Source organism: Virgisporangium aurantiacum (assembly GCF_016863635.1).
Lineage (GTDB): Bacteria > Actinomycetota > Actinomycetes > Mycobacteriales > Micromonosporaceae > Virgisporangium > Virgisporangium aurantiacum.
The window spans coordinates 97,770-113,030 of sequence record NZ_BOPG01000076.1 but is presented as its reverse complement, the minus strand read 5'-3'; the positions used below and the strand labels follow the sequence as shown (position 1 = coordinate 113,030).

The window sequence follows — 15,261 nt, the reverse complement described above, 5'->3', positions numbered from 1 at the left end:
GTGCCGTACGACACACAGTGCCCCCCAGGCCGTTCAGTTCAGGCGGCTGATTACGTGTGCGGGAACACGAAGCCTTCTGACCTGGAACGATAGGACCTGTCCAGGGTCCCGTCCGTCTCGGAAGGCACTTCAAGGTGCAGCTACCGAGACGCGTCCGACAAAATCGTCGTCAGCAAGGACGGGCGACTGTTTCTGCTCCACGATCGGCGACCAGCACCAATCGCGGCAGATCCGGTCGCGGGATCACTACGACGCGAGAGCCCTGCTTCCCGAAGCCGGTTGATCAGTTCCGGTCAGGAGGTGACCACGATTCAGCAGGCCGACGAAATGGAGTGGGTGACCCGCCGTCCGACAGCTCGGCTCTGGTTCGACGCTGTACGGCACTGCGACGCACGGGAAGCAGTGCCCATCCTGCTACCGCTGGCAGTCGACATGCTTGTGGACAACCCACTCGCCGAAGGCGACTTCTATCCTGGAGACCTGTTGGTGACGGTCCTCGGGCTGCCGTCGTCCACGTGGGTCACCCTGCCGGGCAACCGATGGCGCCTCACCGCTTCGTCGGCGACGTACGTCGGGCTCAACTCGTGGAATGCTTCATCCGCCCATCGCCTGCGCACCGGGTCGGTGCAGGCATCCAGGAATGCTCGCGCCGCGGCGGCGACGTGCTGACGGTGGACGGCCAGTTCTGGAACTCGCACGAGCACCACCGCCGCGGTGATCGCCTCCTGCCGAACACCGGGGTGCGGGTCGTCCAAAAATGCGGCGGCGGCATCGTACATCTGGGAACGGAGCTGCCGGACCGCGTGCCACGCCGAAGTCGGGGACTCCAGCGGCGAGTATCCGGCGAGCTCGACGAACTCGCGGACGCGGAGGTCACCGACCGCATCGGCCACATCCGACAACCAGGTCAGCAGGTGGCCTCGCAACGGCCGGAGTCGACCGTCCGGGCTCCGGATCACCGTATCGCCACCCAGCTTGCGATCCAGCAGCGCCACCACGTACCGGACGGCCGGCACCGCCGGCTTGAATACGTTCGGATACTCGATAAACGAGGCCCACAGATACGACAGGCCCACCGTGATGGACTGCGGATCGTCAGCGGCCAGGCCGTGCAGCGAGGCCCACTTGTCGGGGTCCGGCCACCAGTGCTCCTCCGCTTGGCAGGCCCGGACGATGTCGTCGACCATGCTGCTTAGGCCAGCCCGCTCCTCAGCCACGGCAGCATGATGACACAGCATCGACAAGCCGGTGGCGGTCGCTGCATCCAAAAGATGATCTCTCGGTCTCCTTTCACCGTTACCGTGATCGGGTGCGGGCACATCGGCATGGTGGAACGACCATGACCCGGACCTTCCGGAAGCTACAAGATCGAGGAGTCGGCCGCCATCCTTGCGGGTTCATGGCAGCCGACTCCGCCACGAACGATACGGGCGAGTTGCGCCCGATCGTGATCACATGGCGCGCCGTGGACGAGATGCCATCCAGCGCACTGACGGCAGCAAATCAGCGCGGGAGTCGTCACACCTTGGCAGCGTCCACGCCGCTTCCGCGCCGAACGCCGGTAGACCGTCCGATCGACCGCTTGATGCCTTGCAGGACGGCCTCGCCGACCTCAGCGTCGTTCGCCGTTGCGGGCAGCCAGATCTGTGCGTCGGGAAGATCTACAAGCCCGTCTCTCGACTCGTTTCGGGTTGGACGAATCAGGAACCGTTGCTGAACATCATCAAAGTCGATTAAGCATGCGCGCATGCTCCGGGCGTACCCCTGGTAGGACTTGACACCTGCGGCGTCCAGCAACGGAGTCATCGGAGACTGGGCAGGGTCCTGAAAGTTGACCATCGGCACATCGGTACCGGACTGCGCCAGCGCCTCACGAACCAGAAAACCCAGTTCCTGCGACGGCACACTCCGCTCAACGACTCGAACCCAGCCGTTGGCTCGACGGCCGTGCCGCATCGCCGACCAGCTCATGATGTACAAGCGCCCGCGGCGCTCGTCGATCTCCGCCCAGCCCGGCATGTCGAGTCCCTTGATCAGCATTGGACACCCCGGGAAGGTAACAGCCGAACCGGCGTGCCAGCCAGTGCGTCGACAACCAGACGCCGCGCATGGACAGCGGCAATCCGCCCACAGGGCTTGGCGTGTTCGGACCACTTGGCGGGTGCTCGAAGATTTGCTGACCCTGCCCGGGCGGCCGTGGGCCTCCCCGGTATCGACGGCCGTACGAGGGCGCCGTGGTCGGCGACCTCGCAAATTGACCGGCGACGCTGTTCGGCCGCGCCTACGCTGACGCGCATGGGCTACTCGACGGTGCTGTTCATGCTCGACATGAACGCGCTCGCCACCCGGGTCCTGCCCGCCCTGCGCGACTGGGTCGTCGACAGTGTCGTCGCCGACTGGTGGCAGGATGCGCTGTGCGTCAACCGGGTCGGCACGCTCCCCGCGCTGGACTACCTATTCGCGGCCGACCTCGACGCGGCCGGTGATCCGGCCGTGCTCCTCGATCCTGTCGGGCTGCACCTGGCCATCGACGACCATCCCGACGCCTATACCCTCCGGGTCGGCATCGAGGTGGCGGTCCTGTCGGCCGCGACGGGCGAGGCCTTCTGCTTCACCAAGGGCAACCTGACCCACGACCTGGCCGACCCCGAGGTGTCCGGCGCGCCGTACATGCTGACACCTCCACCACGACCCGGCGACCGGCTCACGGACCTCATCGCCCGCCTGGACGGCAACCTGGTGCACCTGCGGCACAGCGGCGGTGGCTGGGGCGAGGGACTGCGCGGCATGCTCGACGCCGCCGCAACCGCCGATCTCGACGACGCACTGGCCGCTCACGGCTCGACCCCCGCCACCGGTACGGCGGCGCAGGTGCTCGCGGCGTGCGACGCCGTCGACTACCTCGATGGGTGGCGCCGCGACTCGGCCCTCGCGTTGGCGGTGCAGTCCGTGGCCCGGCAGGCCCGCGGTCTCGGGCACGGACTGCTGAACGTCCGCGACCCGAGGTCGCAGCACCTGGGGTCATGGGCCAACGGCATCCTGCAGCGAGCCACCAGCCCACAACCGTGACGGCGACGACGGCCAGCAATCGAGGACATGGTCGCCGCGACGGACAGGGGACCAGCCCAGCCGGCGCACTGTGTCGGCGCAGCACGCCTCGCCGACGCCTCGGCCAGAGCCCGGACTGTGGGCCAGACATCCCCACACCTGGACTTCCATACGGTGCCCTACTGACCCGCTGACTGGCGGCCGGCGGACGTGATCCGCAGGCGAGTGCCGTGGAGGGCTGCAAAGAGGCGGGTCGCCGGCAGCCAGCGCAGGTACCGCTCGATGTCGGCCCGGCCGCGGTCAGCGGTTGCAGGCTCAGCTCGTCGCACCACCGCAAGAAGATCCGAAAGCCGGAGTTGAGGAAGCAGGTCTGGCCGAGGCAAGCGCGATCGCCGCACCAGCACGAGTTGATCCGACCACAGGTCAACACCCCGCAGCGGTGAAGGCAGCCAAATCTGACCGTGCGTCACGCCGCACGTAGACCACCACACCAACGGAGCGGCAGAAGCGTGCACTCGATCGACCAGTCGAGCTCTGTCGGCGGGGAGCGGCTATCGGCGGCGGGAGCGGTTGCGGAACGCGTCGATGATGTCGGCGCGCAGCAGGTCGCCGAAGCCGGCCCGGTCGAGCCGCCCGATCAGCCCGTCCCCGGTGGTCGTCAGCGCGGTCGCGGTGGCGTCGAGGTGCCAGTCGTTCGCCGCCAGCGTCGCCAGGAGGTGACCACGCCGCACCTGCGCCGCCGAGAGCCGGAACGTCTTCAGGTAGGCCACCTGCCCGTCCTCGTCGGTAATCGTCTCTCCGACGTGGTTGTCGGTGTCGACGCGGAAGGTGGGCAGGAACCGGGACAGGGTGAACCGACCCATCCGGTACACCGTCTCGACCGTGCCGGGCGGCACGCCGAGCAGGCCACCGGCCATCACCGAGTGGAACGAACGCCAGTCCCGGTGCGCCTGGGTGACCTGGTCGCGCAGGTCGGCGACCGTGGCCACGGCGGCGGCGTCGAGCGCCGGCCGGAAGTCCGGCACCTCGTCGTAGAAAAGTGCGTACTGGTGGATCAGCTCGCCGTACATGTCGAGCAACAGGGTGGGGTGCAGCAGCCGGTAGTCGTCGGGATGCGGCACCACGAAGATCCCGGCGAGCGCGTCGGCCAGGTAGACGGCGACGCCGCACTGGTCGGGGTGGATCTCGAAGATGCGCAGCGCATCGTCGAGGCCGGGGATGTCCGTCCCGGCGTACGCGGCCTCGCTGCGCGGGGAGAGCCCTTCCCGGATCGCTCGCTGGTTCCACTCCGCCCACACCGTCGGCGGGCCGCCGAACTGCATCGCAAGATAGCCCTCGAACGCCAGGTGCAGCGGCAGGAACCGGAGCCGCTGCTTGTCTTCCCGGCGGGCCATCCGGCGGGTGAATTGCAGCGGGCAACAGCTCAGCGGCGGGTCGGCCACGTCGGCGGGGCGCAGCTGGGTGCCGTACGCGGCGGCCGGGGACCCGTCGCCGGTCCAGGCCGCCACGAATGCGTGCGGCACGTACGCGACGTATGCCGTCCGCGGCGCCACCGACACCACCGACAGGCCTGCGGTGGCGAACAGCTTCGGATGCAGCCGCAGGTCGACGATCGGCTCGGGCCGCAGCAACGGCACGAGCCGGACGCCGCCCCACACCTGCGCCGGCCCGGCGACGAGTCCCGCAAGGCTGGTCATGACAGGAACCGTTCGACCCGGTCGGTGAGGTGGGCGCGCAATTCCGCGAACGTCGCCCGGCCGGTGCCGAACCGGGCCAGCTCGACCAGCGCGGCCGCGTCCTCCGCGTCGCGGACCCCGACCGTCGCCACCCCGGGTGCCAGCCGCCGCACGTCGAAGGTGGCCGTGTCGTAGACCGGGTTGAGGTGCACGACGCTGGTGCGCCGGGCCGGGTCGAGCCGCTCCCACCAGACCCGCAGCACCTCGCCGGCGAGCCCGGCGGGGGCGTTGTCCCAGCCGTCGGAGACCACGACGAGTCGGTCGGGGCGCTGGTCGAGGCCGTCGAGGAGGCGCTCGCCGAGCCCGGTCGCGCCGATCGGATGTACGAGCAGGGGATCGCCGCGGTGGTGCAGCCACATACCGGTGTACCGCGGGGCGAGCGCCTCCAGCAGGTAGTGCGAGGCGAGCGCGACCGCGAGCGGCCGGCGGCGCTTCACCGCCGACCCGGAGGCGGAGTAGCTGTCGTCGAGGACGGCGACGGTGTGCCCCCACCGGCCGCTCTGCCTCCCGGCCGCGCGCCGGGCTGCCGACCGCAGCGCGGCGGTCAGCTCGTCGCGGCGGCGCGCCCGCTCGGAACGGGGCAGCGACAGGGTGTACAGCGCGAGCCGGGTCAGCGGCATGCCCGCCAGGTTGACGGTGACCGCGCTGACGTCGGCGCGGTCGGCGGCGCCCTGCAGGCGTAGCCGTTCCCGCGCGGTGAGGTTGGGTGCGATCCCGGTGAGGAACGCCGCCCGGTCGATGCCGTGAGTCGCGGCGAGTCCTTCGGCGACGGTGTACGGCAGGTCGTAGAGGGCCTGCCGGTCGTAGTGGGCGCGCCGCCACGACTCGAGGATCGGGGTGTCGTACCGCTTTCGGCCGCGCCAGGCGAACAGCGCGGTGCCGACCTCGTCGGGCAGGGCGAGGTGCGCGTGCCGGGCGGTGACGGCCAGGGACCGGCGGTACTTCACGGCATCGAACGCGGTATCCGGCCGGGCCGTGACCCACTCCCGGATGATCGCGCGGGTGCGCCGATTGTTGACGCCGTGCCGGCGCAGGTCGTGGAAGAGCCCGTACACCCGCTGGGGTGGCAGGAGGCGCAGCCGGGCGGCGATCAGCCGGCCCTCGTGCCGGCGGGTGTCGGCGTCGACCTGCCGCGCCGTGCGCAACAGGTTGGTCGCGATGAGCGCCGCGTTGAAGTCGTTGAGGTCGAGGGCAAGCGTCGCCGCGTACAGCTCGCGGTAGTTGCCCAGCACGTACTCGTGGAGGAACGCCAGCGACATCCGCTGCTCGCCGGCGCCGCTGTGGAACTCCCGCTGGCCGGTCGAGGTGATCGCCGCGTTGACGAACATCACCACGTCCTCGCACGCCACCCGGTCGTGCGCCGACAGCACCGTCATGGACCTCTCCATACGTTGGCGCCGGCCGGGGAGTAGGGGCGCGAACTGCGAAGCATCACTTCAGAGGTGGGTTCCGGAAGTCGCACCGGAGTCCCGCGGCCGGCCCTGCCACCGTACCCACCACCGTCGAGCACCAGCGATCGATATACAGGGTCCCGCGGTGGCGTACTCCGAGCAGTTGGCGGCCGACCGGTTCGCGCCCGGGGTCCGTACATTGGGGCCTGTAGCTCCACGGTGCTCGTACGTAGTATTCACGGCGGTAAACGGTTCGCCTCGCCGAAGCCGATCCGGGGAGTCTCTGATGGTCATTTTGTCGATCGCGGTCGTGGTCGTCGGCGCGATGTGTCTGCTGAACCTGGTGTTGACCTTCGGCGTGATCCGCCGGCTGCGGGAGCACACGGAGCTTCTGAACCAGCGCATCGTGGATCGGGCCGCAGCTCCCGGCCCGATCATGTTGGAGGCCGGCGCGACGGTCGGCGACTTCAGCGTCACGACCACCGACGGCGTTCCCGTGTCGCGCGCAGACCTGACCGGGCAGCGGCTGGTCGGATTTTTCTCCCCCACGTGCGCGGCGTGCGCCGAGAACATGCCGACGTACGTGGCACACGCGCAAGCGCATCCGGGCGGCCGGGACGCGGTGCTCAGCGTGGTAGTGGGTTCTGAGGCGGAGACAGCGGAGATGACCCGACAGCTCGAGCCGGTGTCCAGGGTCGTACGGGACGTCGAGCAGGGCGAGATCAGCCGGGCGTTCGCGGTCGACGGCTATCCCGCGTACGGGATCCTCGACGGCGACAGGGTCAAGGCGAGCGACTTCGTGTTCGCCCGGCTCACCGATTCCGTCACAGCGTGAGACGTACCGTCGGCACCGACCAGGAACCGATTGACAGGGCCGCGTCGACGTGGCGTTCGTTGGTCGAGGCGGGCGGTCTGGCGTGGGTCAGCGCGCCCGGTGCGCTGGTCGTGCGGGTGGGCCTGACGCTGGTGTCCGGGCTGGTCCCGCTGTCCGTCGCCTGGCTGACGAAGGTGGTGCTCGACCGGTTGGCGAGCCCCGGCTATCCGCTCCTCGGGACGGTGGTGCTGCTGGCGGGCACGGGCGTCGTCGCGGCCATGGCGCCGCAGTGCGTCAGGTTCGTCGAGGCCGACATGCGACGTTCGATCGCGTTGACGGTCAAGCAGCGGCTCTACGCAGCGGTCGGACGGCTCGACGGGCTCCGCCGATTCGAGGACCCGGTGTTCCACGACCGGCTGCAGCTGGCCGGGTCGGCTGCGACGACGGGACCGTCCGATCTGGTGACAAGCGCGTTGGGCGTGGCCCAGGGTGTGCTCGGAGTCGCCGGTTTCGTGGTCGCCCTGGGCCTCCTCAACCCGTGGATGCCGCTCATCGTCGCCGTGGCGGCCGTGCCGACGCTGCGCGCCGAGGTGCTGCTGAGTCGGCGCCGGGCGGCGACGCTGTGGGGGCTCAGCCACGCGTCGCGCCGGGAGTTCTTCTACACCGGCATCCTCACCAGCGCTCAGGCCGCGCAGGAGGTCAGGCTGTACGGCCTCGGGGCCCTGTTCGGCACCCGGATGGTTCGAGAGCTGCACACCATCAACGAGCAGCAGCGCCGGATGGACCGCCACGAGCTGTACGTGCAGGCGGCGCTCGGGTTGTGCGGTGCGCTGGTCGCGGGAGGCGGTCTGATCTGGGCCGTGGAGGCGGCGCGGGTGGGTGCGTTGACGATCGGCGACGTGTCGGTGTTCGTCGCCGCGGTCGCCGGGGTGCAGGGCGGACTGAGCCTGCTGGTGTCGCACCTCGGCGAGGCGCACCAGGCCATGCTGCTGTTCGGACACTACCGGTACGTGATCGAGGCCGGTCCCGATCTGCCGTCGCCCCCGAACGTGCGTCCAGCGCCGCCGTTGCGCCGCGGCATCGAACTGCGCGACGTCTGGTTCCGGTACGGCGACGACCTCCCGTGGGTTCTCCGTGGCGTCAACCTCACCATCCCGGCCGGGCGGGCGACCGCGCTCGTGGGCCGCAACGGAGCCGGCAAGAGCACCTTGGTCAAGCTTCTCTGCCGGTTCTACGATCCGACCCGCGGGAGCATCACCTGGGACGGCGACGACATCCGCCAACTGTCCATTGCGGACCTGCGGCGCCGGCTCGGTGTGGTCTTCCAGGAATTCATGACGTACGACCTCAGCGCGTCGGAGAACATCGGGGTCGGTAGCGTCGAGGCGATGGACGACCAACCCCGGATCGAGGCGGTGGCGCGACGGGCGGGGTGTCATGAGACGCTCGCCGCACTGCCGCGGGGCTATCAGACGATGCTCACCCGGATCTACCTCGACAACGCCGATCGGGACGACCCGGGCACCGGGGTGGTGCTCTCGGGTGGCCAGTGGCAGCGGGTGGCGCTCGCGCGCGGGATCCTCCGGGACGACTGCGATCTGCTGATTCTCGACGAGCCGAGCGCGGGGCTGGACGCCGAGGCGGAGCATCAGGTACACACCCGGCTGCGGGAGCACCGAGCCGGCCGAACCAGCCTGTTGATCTCCCACCGGCTCAACACCGTGCGGGACGCCGACTCCATCGTGGTGCTGCGCGACGGTGAGGTCGCGGAGAGCGGAGACCACCCGACGCTCATGGCCACCGGCGGCGTGTACGCCGAACTCTTCGGCCTGCAGGCGTCCGGGTACTCCGACTCGGATCCCGACGAGGCTGATCAGGACTCGGGAACTCCGGTCCGATGAGCCGGTTCGTGGTCCCGATCGCCGGCCTGGTCGTGGTCGGGCTCGGGGTAGTCCTGGTGGTGCTCCGCCGGAGCCTGATCGCCGTGCAGATAAACGGCTCGTCGATGGAACCCACCTACCGCAGCGGAGACCGGGTGCTCGTACGCCGTCGTAGCGGCGGGGTCCGGGTGGGCGAGTTGGTGGTGCTGGAACGCCCGGGCTCGTCCGGTGGCTGGCCGACGCCCCCGCTGCACGGCGACCTGCACCGGCGGGCGTGGATCATCAAGCGTGTAGTGGCCGCGGCGGGGGATTGCGTACCACCCGAGGTGGTGCCGGCACTGCCCGCCGGGGCCGGCGCGACGGTGCCCGAGGGGATGGTCGTGGTGCTCGGCGACGCTCCCGGCCGGAGCCTGGACTCGCGGTACATCGGATTCGTCCCGGTCGGCCGCATCCTGGGAACCGCACTGCGAAGACTTCCGACATGACGGCCGCCGACCAAACTGGCCAGGGCCGCCATGCCCGGGTGGTTTACGGATCGCAGGAGGCCCTGTGCCGGCAGCTGATGCTGCTCTGCTGGCAGTACTGCCCGTAGTCGCAGCACCAGTACGAGTACCTGCGGTTGCCTCCACAGTTGCAGGAGCCGCACCAGTACCCGCAGCGGCATGCCGCGGATGCCTGCACCTTCGGCACGAGTGCGCCGAGCAGTCGGTCGCCGAGAGATGCGATGAGCTTAGTCATTGAACACCTCCAATCTCCGCGCATGATACCGCCGCGGGATGGACCAGAGCAGGCCGCGCATTTGATCGCGATCGTGAATCACCTGGACCCGCGAGCCCGTCGAAGGCTCGCACGAGTTGGGGATGTCAGGTGGGTGCGGGAACGCCTTCGAGGACGATGACCGGGAATGCCCGGTTGGTGTTGTGCTCGTAGGCGGAGGTGCCGTCGGAGACCATGCGGTAGAGCCGGTCGCGTTCCTCGCCTGCTGTGACGACGGCCCGGGCCGGGTAGGAGCTGTCGCCGAGCTCGACCGTCACCGCTGGGTCGGCTCGTAGGTTGTGGAACCAGGACGGATGTTCAGGGGCACCCGCCTTGGAGGCGACCACGAACACGCGGCCCTCGTCGTCGACTCCGAAGCCGAGCGGCACGGTCGCTCGCCGTCCCGTTCGAGCCCCGGTCGTGGTCAGCAGCAGGATCGGGAACGGCGGCCGGCTGACCTTGCCGTGATTGGCGCGGAACTCGCTGATGACGCCCTCGTTGTAGGTCCGGAACTCTTCGTCGGATGGCACAGCAGGCATGGCTCACTCCCGTTGTTTGTCGCGAGGGTGGCTGCGACTCGGGTGAGAGGCGGGAAGGCCGAATCTCACCACGAGCGGCGGGCCGCCAGGAAAGACGGTGATGCGGGAGACCCCGGCCGGGGTGGCGGTGAGAACGGCGACCCCGAGAGCCTGATGGGTTCCGTCGTCGGTGCGGTAGTACGTAGCTGCGGCGGGCTGCCCGTTGGCACCGGTGGGGATCATCAGCCAGTCGCCGGAGGATCCGAGCACGTGCGTGAGGTATCGCAGGCACGTCACCTTGCCGGAGAACCAGGCCCGGGTGCCCACCAGTTCGATGGCGGCGTCGGTGCGCAGCGCCTTCTCCAGGGAGCTCAAGTCCGCGTTCTCGAACCCGGCGATGTACAGATTCAGCAGGTCGCGGGCGTGCGGATCGGTCGGCTCGGCAACGCTCTCGGGAGAGGGAGCGATCGCGTCGAGCTGGGCGCGGGCCCGCTGCAGCGCACTCTTGACCGCCGCGGTCGAGACACCGAGCATGACCGCGACCTCACCCGCGCTGAAGCCCAGCACCTCCCGGAGCAGGAGTACGGCTCGTTGCCGAGCGGGCAGGTATTGCAGGGCGGCGACGAGCGCCAGCCGCACACTGTCACGCCCCACGAAAGTCGTGGCCGGATCGAGGGTCTCCGGGGAGACCAAAGCATCCGGAACCGGCCCCAACCAGGCCACCCCGGGTGCGACCGGCCCCGGCGTCGCATCAGGATCGTCGGCGGGGCCACCCAACCCCGATGGCAGCACCCGCCTGCCACGCTGTTCCAGCGCGGACAGGCAGGCGTTGGTGGCGATGCGGTGGATCCACGTGCGCAGCGAGGATCGACCCTCGAACGCGTCGTAGGAACGCCATGCCCGCAAATAGGTCTCCTGCACCACGTCCTCGGCCTCATCCACCGAGCCGAGCATCCGATAACAGTGCGCGAGCAACTCACGCCGCAACGGCTCGGTGAGCCGCACGAACTCCGCTGACCGCTCCATCATCACCGCATCCTCACCACCACCACCCGCCTCGCAGGCAGAGCCAGGGCACCCGTGCCCACCAGTCTCGGCAATACAGACCGCCGAGACACCCGAAAGGAATCGCTCCCGAAGCGGCTCACTTCCCCAGCCGCCGCGTCCGGTCACGTCACAGGTGCCGTTGCAGTGCTCTCGGGGCCGGCGACCCAGCGTGCGATCTGGGTACGCGAGTGGAAGCCCAGCTTGTTCAGGATGTTGCGCACGTGGCTCTCGACCGTGCGTTCGGAGATGAACAGCCGCGCGCCGATGTCCTTGTTGCTCAGGCCTTCGGCCACCAGCCGGGCGACGTCCTTCTCGCGCTGGCGCAACGGACCGTTCGGGCCCGGGGCGGCCACCTCGCGCAGCGCCAGCCGCAGCGCGTCGGCACGGCTCATCCGCCGGCCGTCGCGCAGCGACGACTCGAAGCGCGCCGGACCGAGAGCCGCCCGCACCGATTCGGTCGCCGACGACAGTGCGGGTGCCATTCCTTTGTTGACGATCACACCCACCTCGACACACAGCCCGTCCATGGCCCCGAGCAACTGGGCCGCACGCTGTGGGTCGCGAACCGACGCGGCGCACGCGCCGAGGCCGCCGAGCAGGTAACACTGCGCGACCCGGTCGTCTATCCGGCGGGCGATCGGTAGCGCCTCGACGAACCGACGCTCCGCCTCGTCGGCGTCACCGGAGCGCAGTGCGGCGAAGCCCTGGTTCAGCAGCATCATCGTGAGGCTGTACAGATCGCCCGCCCGGCGGCTCAACCGCGCGCCGTCCGCGGCCGCGGAACGGGCGGTCTCGAGATCACCGTCTCCGAGTGCGTTGAGGGTCCGCGCCTGGTGCACCATCAGCGTGGCACCGACGTCGTCCCGGTCGGCGGACAGGGCTACCGCTTCGTCGAGCAACCGTTCGGCGGACGGACGGTCGCCCGCCATGTTCGCCGCGATCGCCGCCATCGCGAGCAGCTGGCTCAGGACGTCCGGCTGCCCGGCCGCGCGAGCGGCGAGCACGCCACGCTCCAACACCGGCACGGCGACGACCGGGTCGCTCTGCAGCACGGCCAGGAAGCCCCGGGCGAAGTAGGTCCACGGGGCCGCCGCCACGGGAGCCAATTCGTCGAGCCATCGGACGCCCTCGGTCGTGGCGCGGGTGACCCAGTACCAGATCAGGCTGGTGGCCAGAGCGACGCCGCGCACGTCGTCGGACAACGCCCGCAGCAAAGCCCGGACGTTGTCGATCTCCGGCTCGATCCACGTCAGCCACTCCACCAGCCGGTACCGGCCCTCGGCCCCGAATCGTGCGCATCGTCGCAGGTAGTGGTCCACCCAGCGCTGTTCGAGGCCATCCGGGGAACGCGTCGAGCCGGCGTACTCGCGCATGGTCTCGTGCAGGCGGTAGACGGCCGTGTTGCAGAGGGAGCCCGCAGCGGGCTCCCTCTGCAGCAGCGACTTGTCGACCAACGAGGACACCAGTTCGACGCTCTGCGCCGCCGGCACGTCACCGAAGCAGCACACCGCCTCGACGTCGTCGAGCGTGAAACGGCCGGCGAACACCGAAAGCCGGGACAACAGCGTCTGTTCGGCCGAAGTCAGCTGGTCGTAGCTCCACTCGAGGGTCGTGCGCAGCGTCTCGTGGCGCGGCAGGGCCGCCCTGGTGCCGCGGGCGAGCAGCGCGAACCGGTCGTGCAACCGGTCGAGGATCTGTGCGGGGGCGAGCGCCCGGGTCCGGACCGCCGCCAGCTCGATCGCCAGGGGCAACCCGTCGAGGCGCCGGCACAGGTCCACCACGGCCGCCCGGTTGGCCTCGGTGAGCTCGAAGTCGCCCGACGCCGCCGCTGCGCGCTCGACGAAGAGCCGAACCGCTTCGTTCTCGCGCAGACGCTCCAGCGGATCGTCCGCCGGGAGCGACAACGGCGGCACCCGCAGCACGTGTTCCCCGGCAGCCCGGAGCGGCGCCTGGCTGGTGGCGATCACCCGAACCGCCGGTGCCGCCCGGAGCACCTCGCCGATCAGCTCGGCCGCGGCGTCGAGCAGATGTTCGCAGTTGTCGACGACGAGTAGCAGTTCGGCGTCGCGGAGGTGCCGGAGCAGCAGTTCACGCGGTTCGGAGGCGGCCTGGTCGCGCAGGTCGAGGGCCGCCATCGCGGTGTGGGTCACCAGCGCCGGATCGCGCAGCTTACCGAGCTCGACCAGCCACGCGCCGTCTCGGAACCCGCGGGCGAGATCGGTGGCGAGACGGACCGCGAGGCGCGTCTTGCCCACGCCACCGGGCCCGACCAAGCTCACCAGACGCCCGTCGGCAAGCTTCTTCCTCGCCTCGGCCAGCGCATGGCGGCGACCGACGAAGCTCGTGGCCTCGGCGGGGAGGTTGCCCGGTCGTCGACTGCGGGTAGCCACGGCACGACGGTAGCTCAGTACCGGCTCCGTACTTCCACTGATGAGCGTCGACCGCGTTCTTCCTACCGTTGGCCCATGACCACGAGTACCCAGGTGGAAGATGTCGCCCTGTCGTTGCCGCGCCTGTACGCGCTGCGCTTCGGATACTCCCTGCTCGCCATCTTCCTCGCGATCGAGGCGTGGCCTGTCGTCCTGAACCACGAATCGTCCTGGAGAGGGACGGAGAGCCTCTTCTACTGCGTATTGGCGGCGATATCGCTCCTGTCATTCGTCGGCCTGCGCCACCCCGTGACGATGCTCCCGCTGCTCCTGTTCGAGTCGGCCTGGAAGCTGATCTGGCTGGGCGCGGTGGCCCTGCCCGCGTGGCTCTCCGATTCGATGGACGACGAGACGTGGGGGTACACGGTCTCGTGCCTTCTCGTCGTCATCTTCCTGGTGGCGGTGCCGTGGCCGTACGTCTACCGGCAGTACGTCCTGACCCCTGGCGAGCGGTGGCGCTGAGCCTGACCACCTCGTGGTCGCTGCTCGCACAATCTCGTCCACTGCGCTAGGCAGTAGACGTGAGCGTCCGTGACCCGCACATCCACGTCGAGCTGACCTTCCAGGCGCGCGCCGCCACGCGCAACCTGCTGGCGTCGACGTTCGGCCTCGCCGCGGACCTACCGGCCACCGTCACTACCGGCTGCGGAATCGTGGTGGCGTACGCGATGACCTCCGCAGAGCCCGCGAGCGTGACCTGCCTGGCCTGCCGCGAGCACACGCACCGCGAACACCTCCGCCTGGCCGACCAGGTGGACCGACTGGGTCGCCTGCCCGGCACGACCCTCGACAGCGACCAGGTAGCCCGAGCCGTGGACCGGCACCGGGCCATCGTCCGGCAGTTCGCCGGACACAAGGGCAACGCCGACCCGAGCTGACCCGGTTTGCTTAGCCGCGTGGGTTACCGTCGTGCGCGTGCCCGCCGCGACCACCGTTCCCGAACGTCTGTCCTTTGCCGAAGCTGACACCCGCGTCGACGGAGTCTTGTCGGCGAGCTTCGAGGGAGCCTACGACACGGTCCTGTTCTTTGATGGCCACGTCACGCTCGACGGGAACTTCCTCCCGGCGGTCGCCGCGATGCATCGCGGCATGCCCACGAATGATCGACGTTGGCCGCCCGTGAAACCCGTCGGCCGCGCCTATCGGCCGACCGGCATCGATCTGATCGTCGTCACCGGCGACCTGACCGTGGCCGGCGATATCGAGCTCGACGAGTCACGCCCGGGCCTGTACGTCGCAGGCACAACCCGCGCCGAGACCCTGGTCGGCGGCGACGCGGAGATTTACATCGGAGACGGCGCCTTCACGTACCTGGTCTACGGGTACTACAACCACGGCATTCTGGAGACCGGCACCGTAGCGACCCCCTGGGTGATCAATTCTGGTCACGATCTGCGTGTCAAGGCACCCGACGCCTACCACATCGACAACCACGGCGACGACGCCGACTCGGACTTCAGTCGCAGCAACATCGGAGCGGCGTTTGTCAGCCCAGTGGTCGACGCCGAAGACGCAACGATCATCGTGTCGGCGTTTCTGGAGAGACTCCGCGCCGGCCTACCCGTGCTGCGTCCGGACGTCACCGCCGCCGCGCCATCTCACCGAGGCGACTTGCCCGCGTAGCCGACCGGGCGGTCGCTGA

At 69.5% G+C, this 15,261-nt stretch carries 15 protein-coding genes; 9 read left to right on the top strand and 6 right to left on the bottom strand.

What is annotated here, in order from left to right:
• The first annotated feature begins 327 nt into the window (after positions 1-327).
• Together Vau01_RS48830 and Vau01_RS48825 are read left to right on the top strand one after the other, a co-directional pair.
• Positions 328-669 carry a contact-dependent growth inhibition system immunity protein gene (locus Vau01_RS48830; protein WP_204007841.1) on the top strand — a complete coding sequence of 114 codons (342 nt, stop codon included), beginning with the start codon at positions 328-330 and terminating at the stop codon, positions 667-669.
• On the top strand, positions 663-1,196 hold the full coding sequence (locus tag Vau01_RS48825; protein WP_204007806.1) for a hypothetical protein: 534 nt from the start codon (positions 663-665) through the stop codon (positions 1,194-1,196). The genes Vau01_RS48830 and Vau01_RS48825 overlap by 7 nt, the downstream gene beginning before the upstream one ends.
• Positions 1,197-1,518: 322 nt before the next feature.
• Here Vau01_RS48825 and Vau01_RS48820 read toward each other — a convergent pair whose 3' ends face one another.
• Complete coding sequence (locus Vau01_RS48820; RefSeq protein ID WP_204007804.1) at positions 1,519-2,040, bottom strand: contact-dependent growth inhibition system immunity protein; 522 nt, start codon at positions 2,038-2,040, stop codon at positions 1,519-1,521.
• Between the two features lie 255 nt (positions 2,041-2,295).
• Between Vau01_RS48820 and Vau01_RS48815 the strand changes: the two genes are divergently transcribed.
• Positions 2,296-3,069: a hypothetical protein gene (locus tag Vau01_RS48815; protein ID WP_204007802.1), complete on the top strand. Its 774-nt coding sequence runs from the start codon at positions 2,296-2,298 to the stop codon at positions 3,067-3,069.
• 530 nt (positions 3,070-3,599) lie between these two features.
• On the opposite strand, the gene Vau01_RS48810 is transcribed toward Vau01_RS48815, so the two are convergent.
• Both Vau01_RS48810 and Vau01_RS48805 read right to left on the bottom strand, forming a co-directional pair.
• On the bottom strand, positions 3,600-4,745 hold the full coding sequence (locus tag Vau01_RS48810; RefSeq protein ID WP_204007800.1) for an ARPP-2 domain-containing protein: 1,146 nt from the start codon (positions 4,743-4,745) through the stop codon (positions 3,600-3,602).
• Complete coding sequence (locus Vau01_RS48805) at positions 4,742-6,160, bottom strand: hypothetical protein (protein WP_239152519.1); 1,419 nt, start codon at positions 6,158-6,160, stop codon at positions 4,742-4,744. The genes Vau01_RS48810 and Vau01_RS48805 overlap by 4 nt, the downstream gene beginning before the upstream one ends.
• A 301-nt stretch (positions 6,161-6,461) precedes the next feature.
• Here Vau01_RS48805 and Vau01_RS48800 point away from each other — a divergent pair, with 301 nt between their 5' ends.
• The 3 genes from Vau01_RS48800 to Vau01_RS48790 are packed head-to-tail and all read left to right on the top strand — an operon-like array spanning position 6,462 to position 9,354.
• Positions 6,462-7,010 (top strand): TlpA disulfide reductase family protein, encoded by a 549-nt coding sequence (locus Vau01_RS48800; protein ID WP_204007798.1) that lies wholly within the window; start codon positions 6,462-6,464, stop codon positions 7,008-7,010.
• Positions 7,007-8,890 carry an ABC transporter ATP-binding protein gene (locus Vau01_RS48795; protein WP_239152518.1) on the top strand — a complete coding sequence of 628 codons (1,884 nt, stop codon included), beginning with the start codon at positions 7,007-7,009 and terminating at the stop codon, positions 8,888-8,890. Before Vau01_RS48800 ends, Vau01_RS48795 begins: the two co-directional genes overlap by 4 nt.
• Positions 8,887-9,354 (top strand): S26 family signal peptidase, encoded by a 468-nt coding sequence (locus tag Vau01_RS48790; RefSeq protein ID WP_204007796.1) that lies wholly within the window; start codon positions 8,887-8,889, stop codon positions 9,352-9,354. Before Vau01_RS48795 ends, Vau01_RS48790 begins: the two co-directional genes overlap by 4 nt.
• Before the next feature lie 378 nt (positions 9,355-9,732).
• On the opposite strand, the gene Vau01_RS48785 is transcribed toward Vau01_RS48790, so the two are convergent.
• The 3 genes from Vau01_RS48785 to Vau01_RS64855 all read right to left on the bottom strand — a co-directional run bounded on the left by Vau01_RS48785 (position 9,733) and on the right by Vau01_RS64855 (position 13,580).
• Complete coding sequence (locus tag Vau01_RS48785; RefSeq protein ID WP_204007794.1) at positions 9,733-10,164, bottom strand: nitroreductase/quinone reductase family protein; 432 nt, start codon at positions 10,162-10,164, stop codon at positions 9,733-9,735.
• 3 nt (positions 10,165-10,167) lie between these two features.
• The gene (locus tag Vau01_RS48780; RefSeq protein ID WP_204007793.1) at positions 10,168-11,172 is read right to left on the bottom strand and encodes a sigma-70 family RNA polymerase sigma factor; all 1,005 of its coding nucleotides are present in this window, start codon (positions 11,170-11,172) and stop codon (positions 10,168-10,170) included.
• Between the two features lie 140 nt (positions 11,173-11,312).
• Positions 11,313-13,580 carry a helix-turn-helix transcriptional regulator gene (locus tag Vau01_RS64855; RefSeq protein WP_204007792.1) on the bottom strand — a complete coding sequence of 756 codons (2,268 nt, stop codon included), beginning with the start codon at positions 13,578-13,580 and terminating at the stop codon, positions 11,313-11,315.
• A gap of 75 nt (positions 13,581-13,655) precedes the next feature.
• On the opposite strand from Vau01_RS64855, the gene Vau01_RS48770 reads away from it, so the two are divergent.
• Genes Vau01_RS48770 through Vau01_RS48760 form a run of 3 tightly spaced genes read left to right on the top strand, consistent with a single transcriptional unit; the run spans position 13,656 to position 15,242 of the window.
• A complete protein-coding gene (locus tag Vau01_RS48770) occupies positions 13,656-14,081 on the top strand; it encodes a hypothetical protein (protein WP_204007791.1) in 426 nt (141 codons plus the stop codon).
• A 59-nt stretch (positions 14,082-14,140) separates the two neighbouring features.
• A complete protein-coding gene (locus tag Vau01_RS48765; protein ID WP_204007790.1) occupies positions 14,141-14,497 on the top strand; it encodes a hypothetical protein in 357 nt (118 codons plus the stop codon).
• A gap of 37 nt (positions 14,498-14,534) precedes the next feature.
• The gene (locus tag Vau01_RS48760) at positions 14,535-15,242 is read left to right on the top strand and encodes a hypothetical protein (RefSeq protein WP_204007789.1); all 708 of its coding nucleotides are present in this window, start codon (positions 14,535-14,537) and stop codon (positions 15,240-15,242) included.
• The last annotated feature ends 19 nt before the right edge of the window (positions 15,243-15,261 follow it).

What these genes read in the sequence shown, in the direction of transcription:
- Vau01_RS48830 (WP_204007841.1), top strand. Translation starts at nt 328, where the DNA reads ATGGAGTGGGTGACCCGCCGTCCGACAGCTCGGCTCTGGTTCGACGCT.
- Vau01_RS48820 (WP_204007804.1), bottom strand. Translation starts at nt 2,040, where the DNA reads ATGCTGATCAAGGGACTCGACATGCCGGGCTGGGCGGAGATCGACGAG.
- Vau01_RS48815 (WP_204007802.1), top strand. Translation starts at nt 2,296, where the DNA reads ATGGGCTACTCGACGGTGCTGTTCATGCTCGACATGAACGCGCTCGCC.
- Vau01_RS48810 (WP_204007800.1), bottom strand. Translation starts at nt 4,745, where the DNA reads ATGACCAGCCTTGCGGGACTCGTCGCCGGGCCGGCGCAGGTGTGGGGC.
- Vau01_RS48805 (WP_239152519.1), bottom strand. Translation starts at nt 6,160, where the DNA reads ATGACGGTGCTGTCGGCGCACGACCGGGTGGCGTGCGAGGACGTGGTG.
- Vau01_RS48800 (WP_204007798.1), top strand. Translation starts at nt 6,462, where the DNA reads ATGGTCATTTTGTCGATCGCGGTCGTGGTCGTCGGCGCGATGTGTCTG.
- Vau01_RS48790 (WP_204007796.1), top strand. Translation starts at nt 8,887, where the DNA reads ATGAGCCGGTTCGTGGTCCCGATCGCCGGCCTGGTCGTGGTCGGGCTC.
- Vau01_RS48785 (WP_204007794.1), bottom strand. Translation starts at nt 10,164, where the DNA reads ATGCCTGCTGTGCCATCCGACGAAGAGTTCCGGACCTACAACGAGGGC.
- Vau01_RS48780 (WP_204007793.1), bottom strand. Translation starts at nt 11,172, where the DNA reads ATGATGGAGCGGTCAGCGGAGTTCGTGCGGCTCACCGAGCCGTTGCGG.
- Vau01_RS48770 (WP_204007791.1), top strand. Translation starts at nt 13,656, where the DNA reads ATGACCACGAGTACCCAGGTGGAAGATGTCGCCCTGTCGTTGCCGCGC.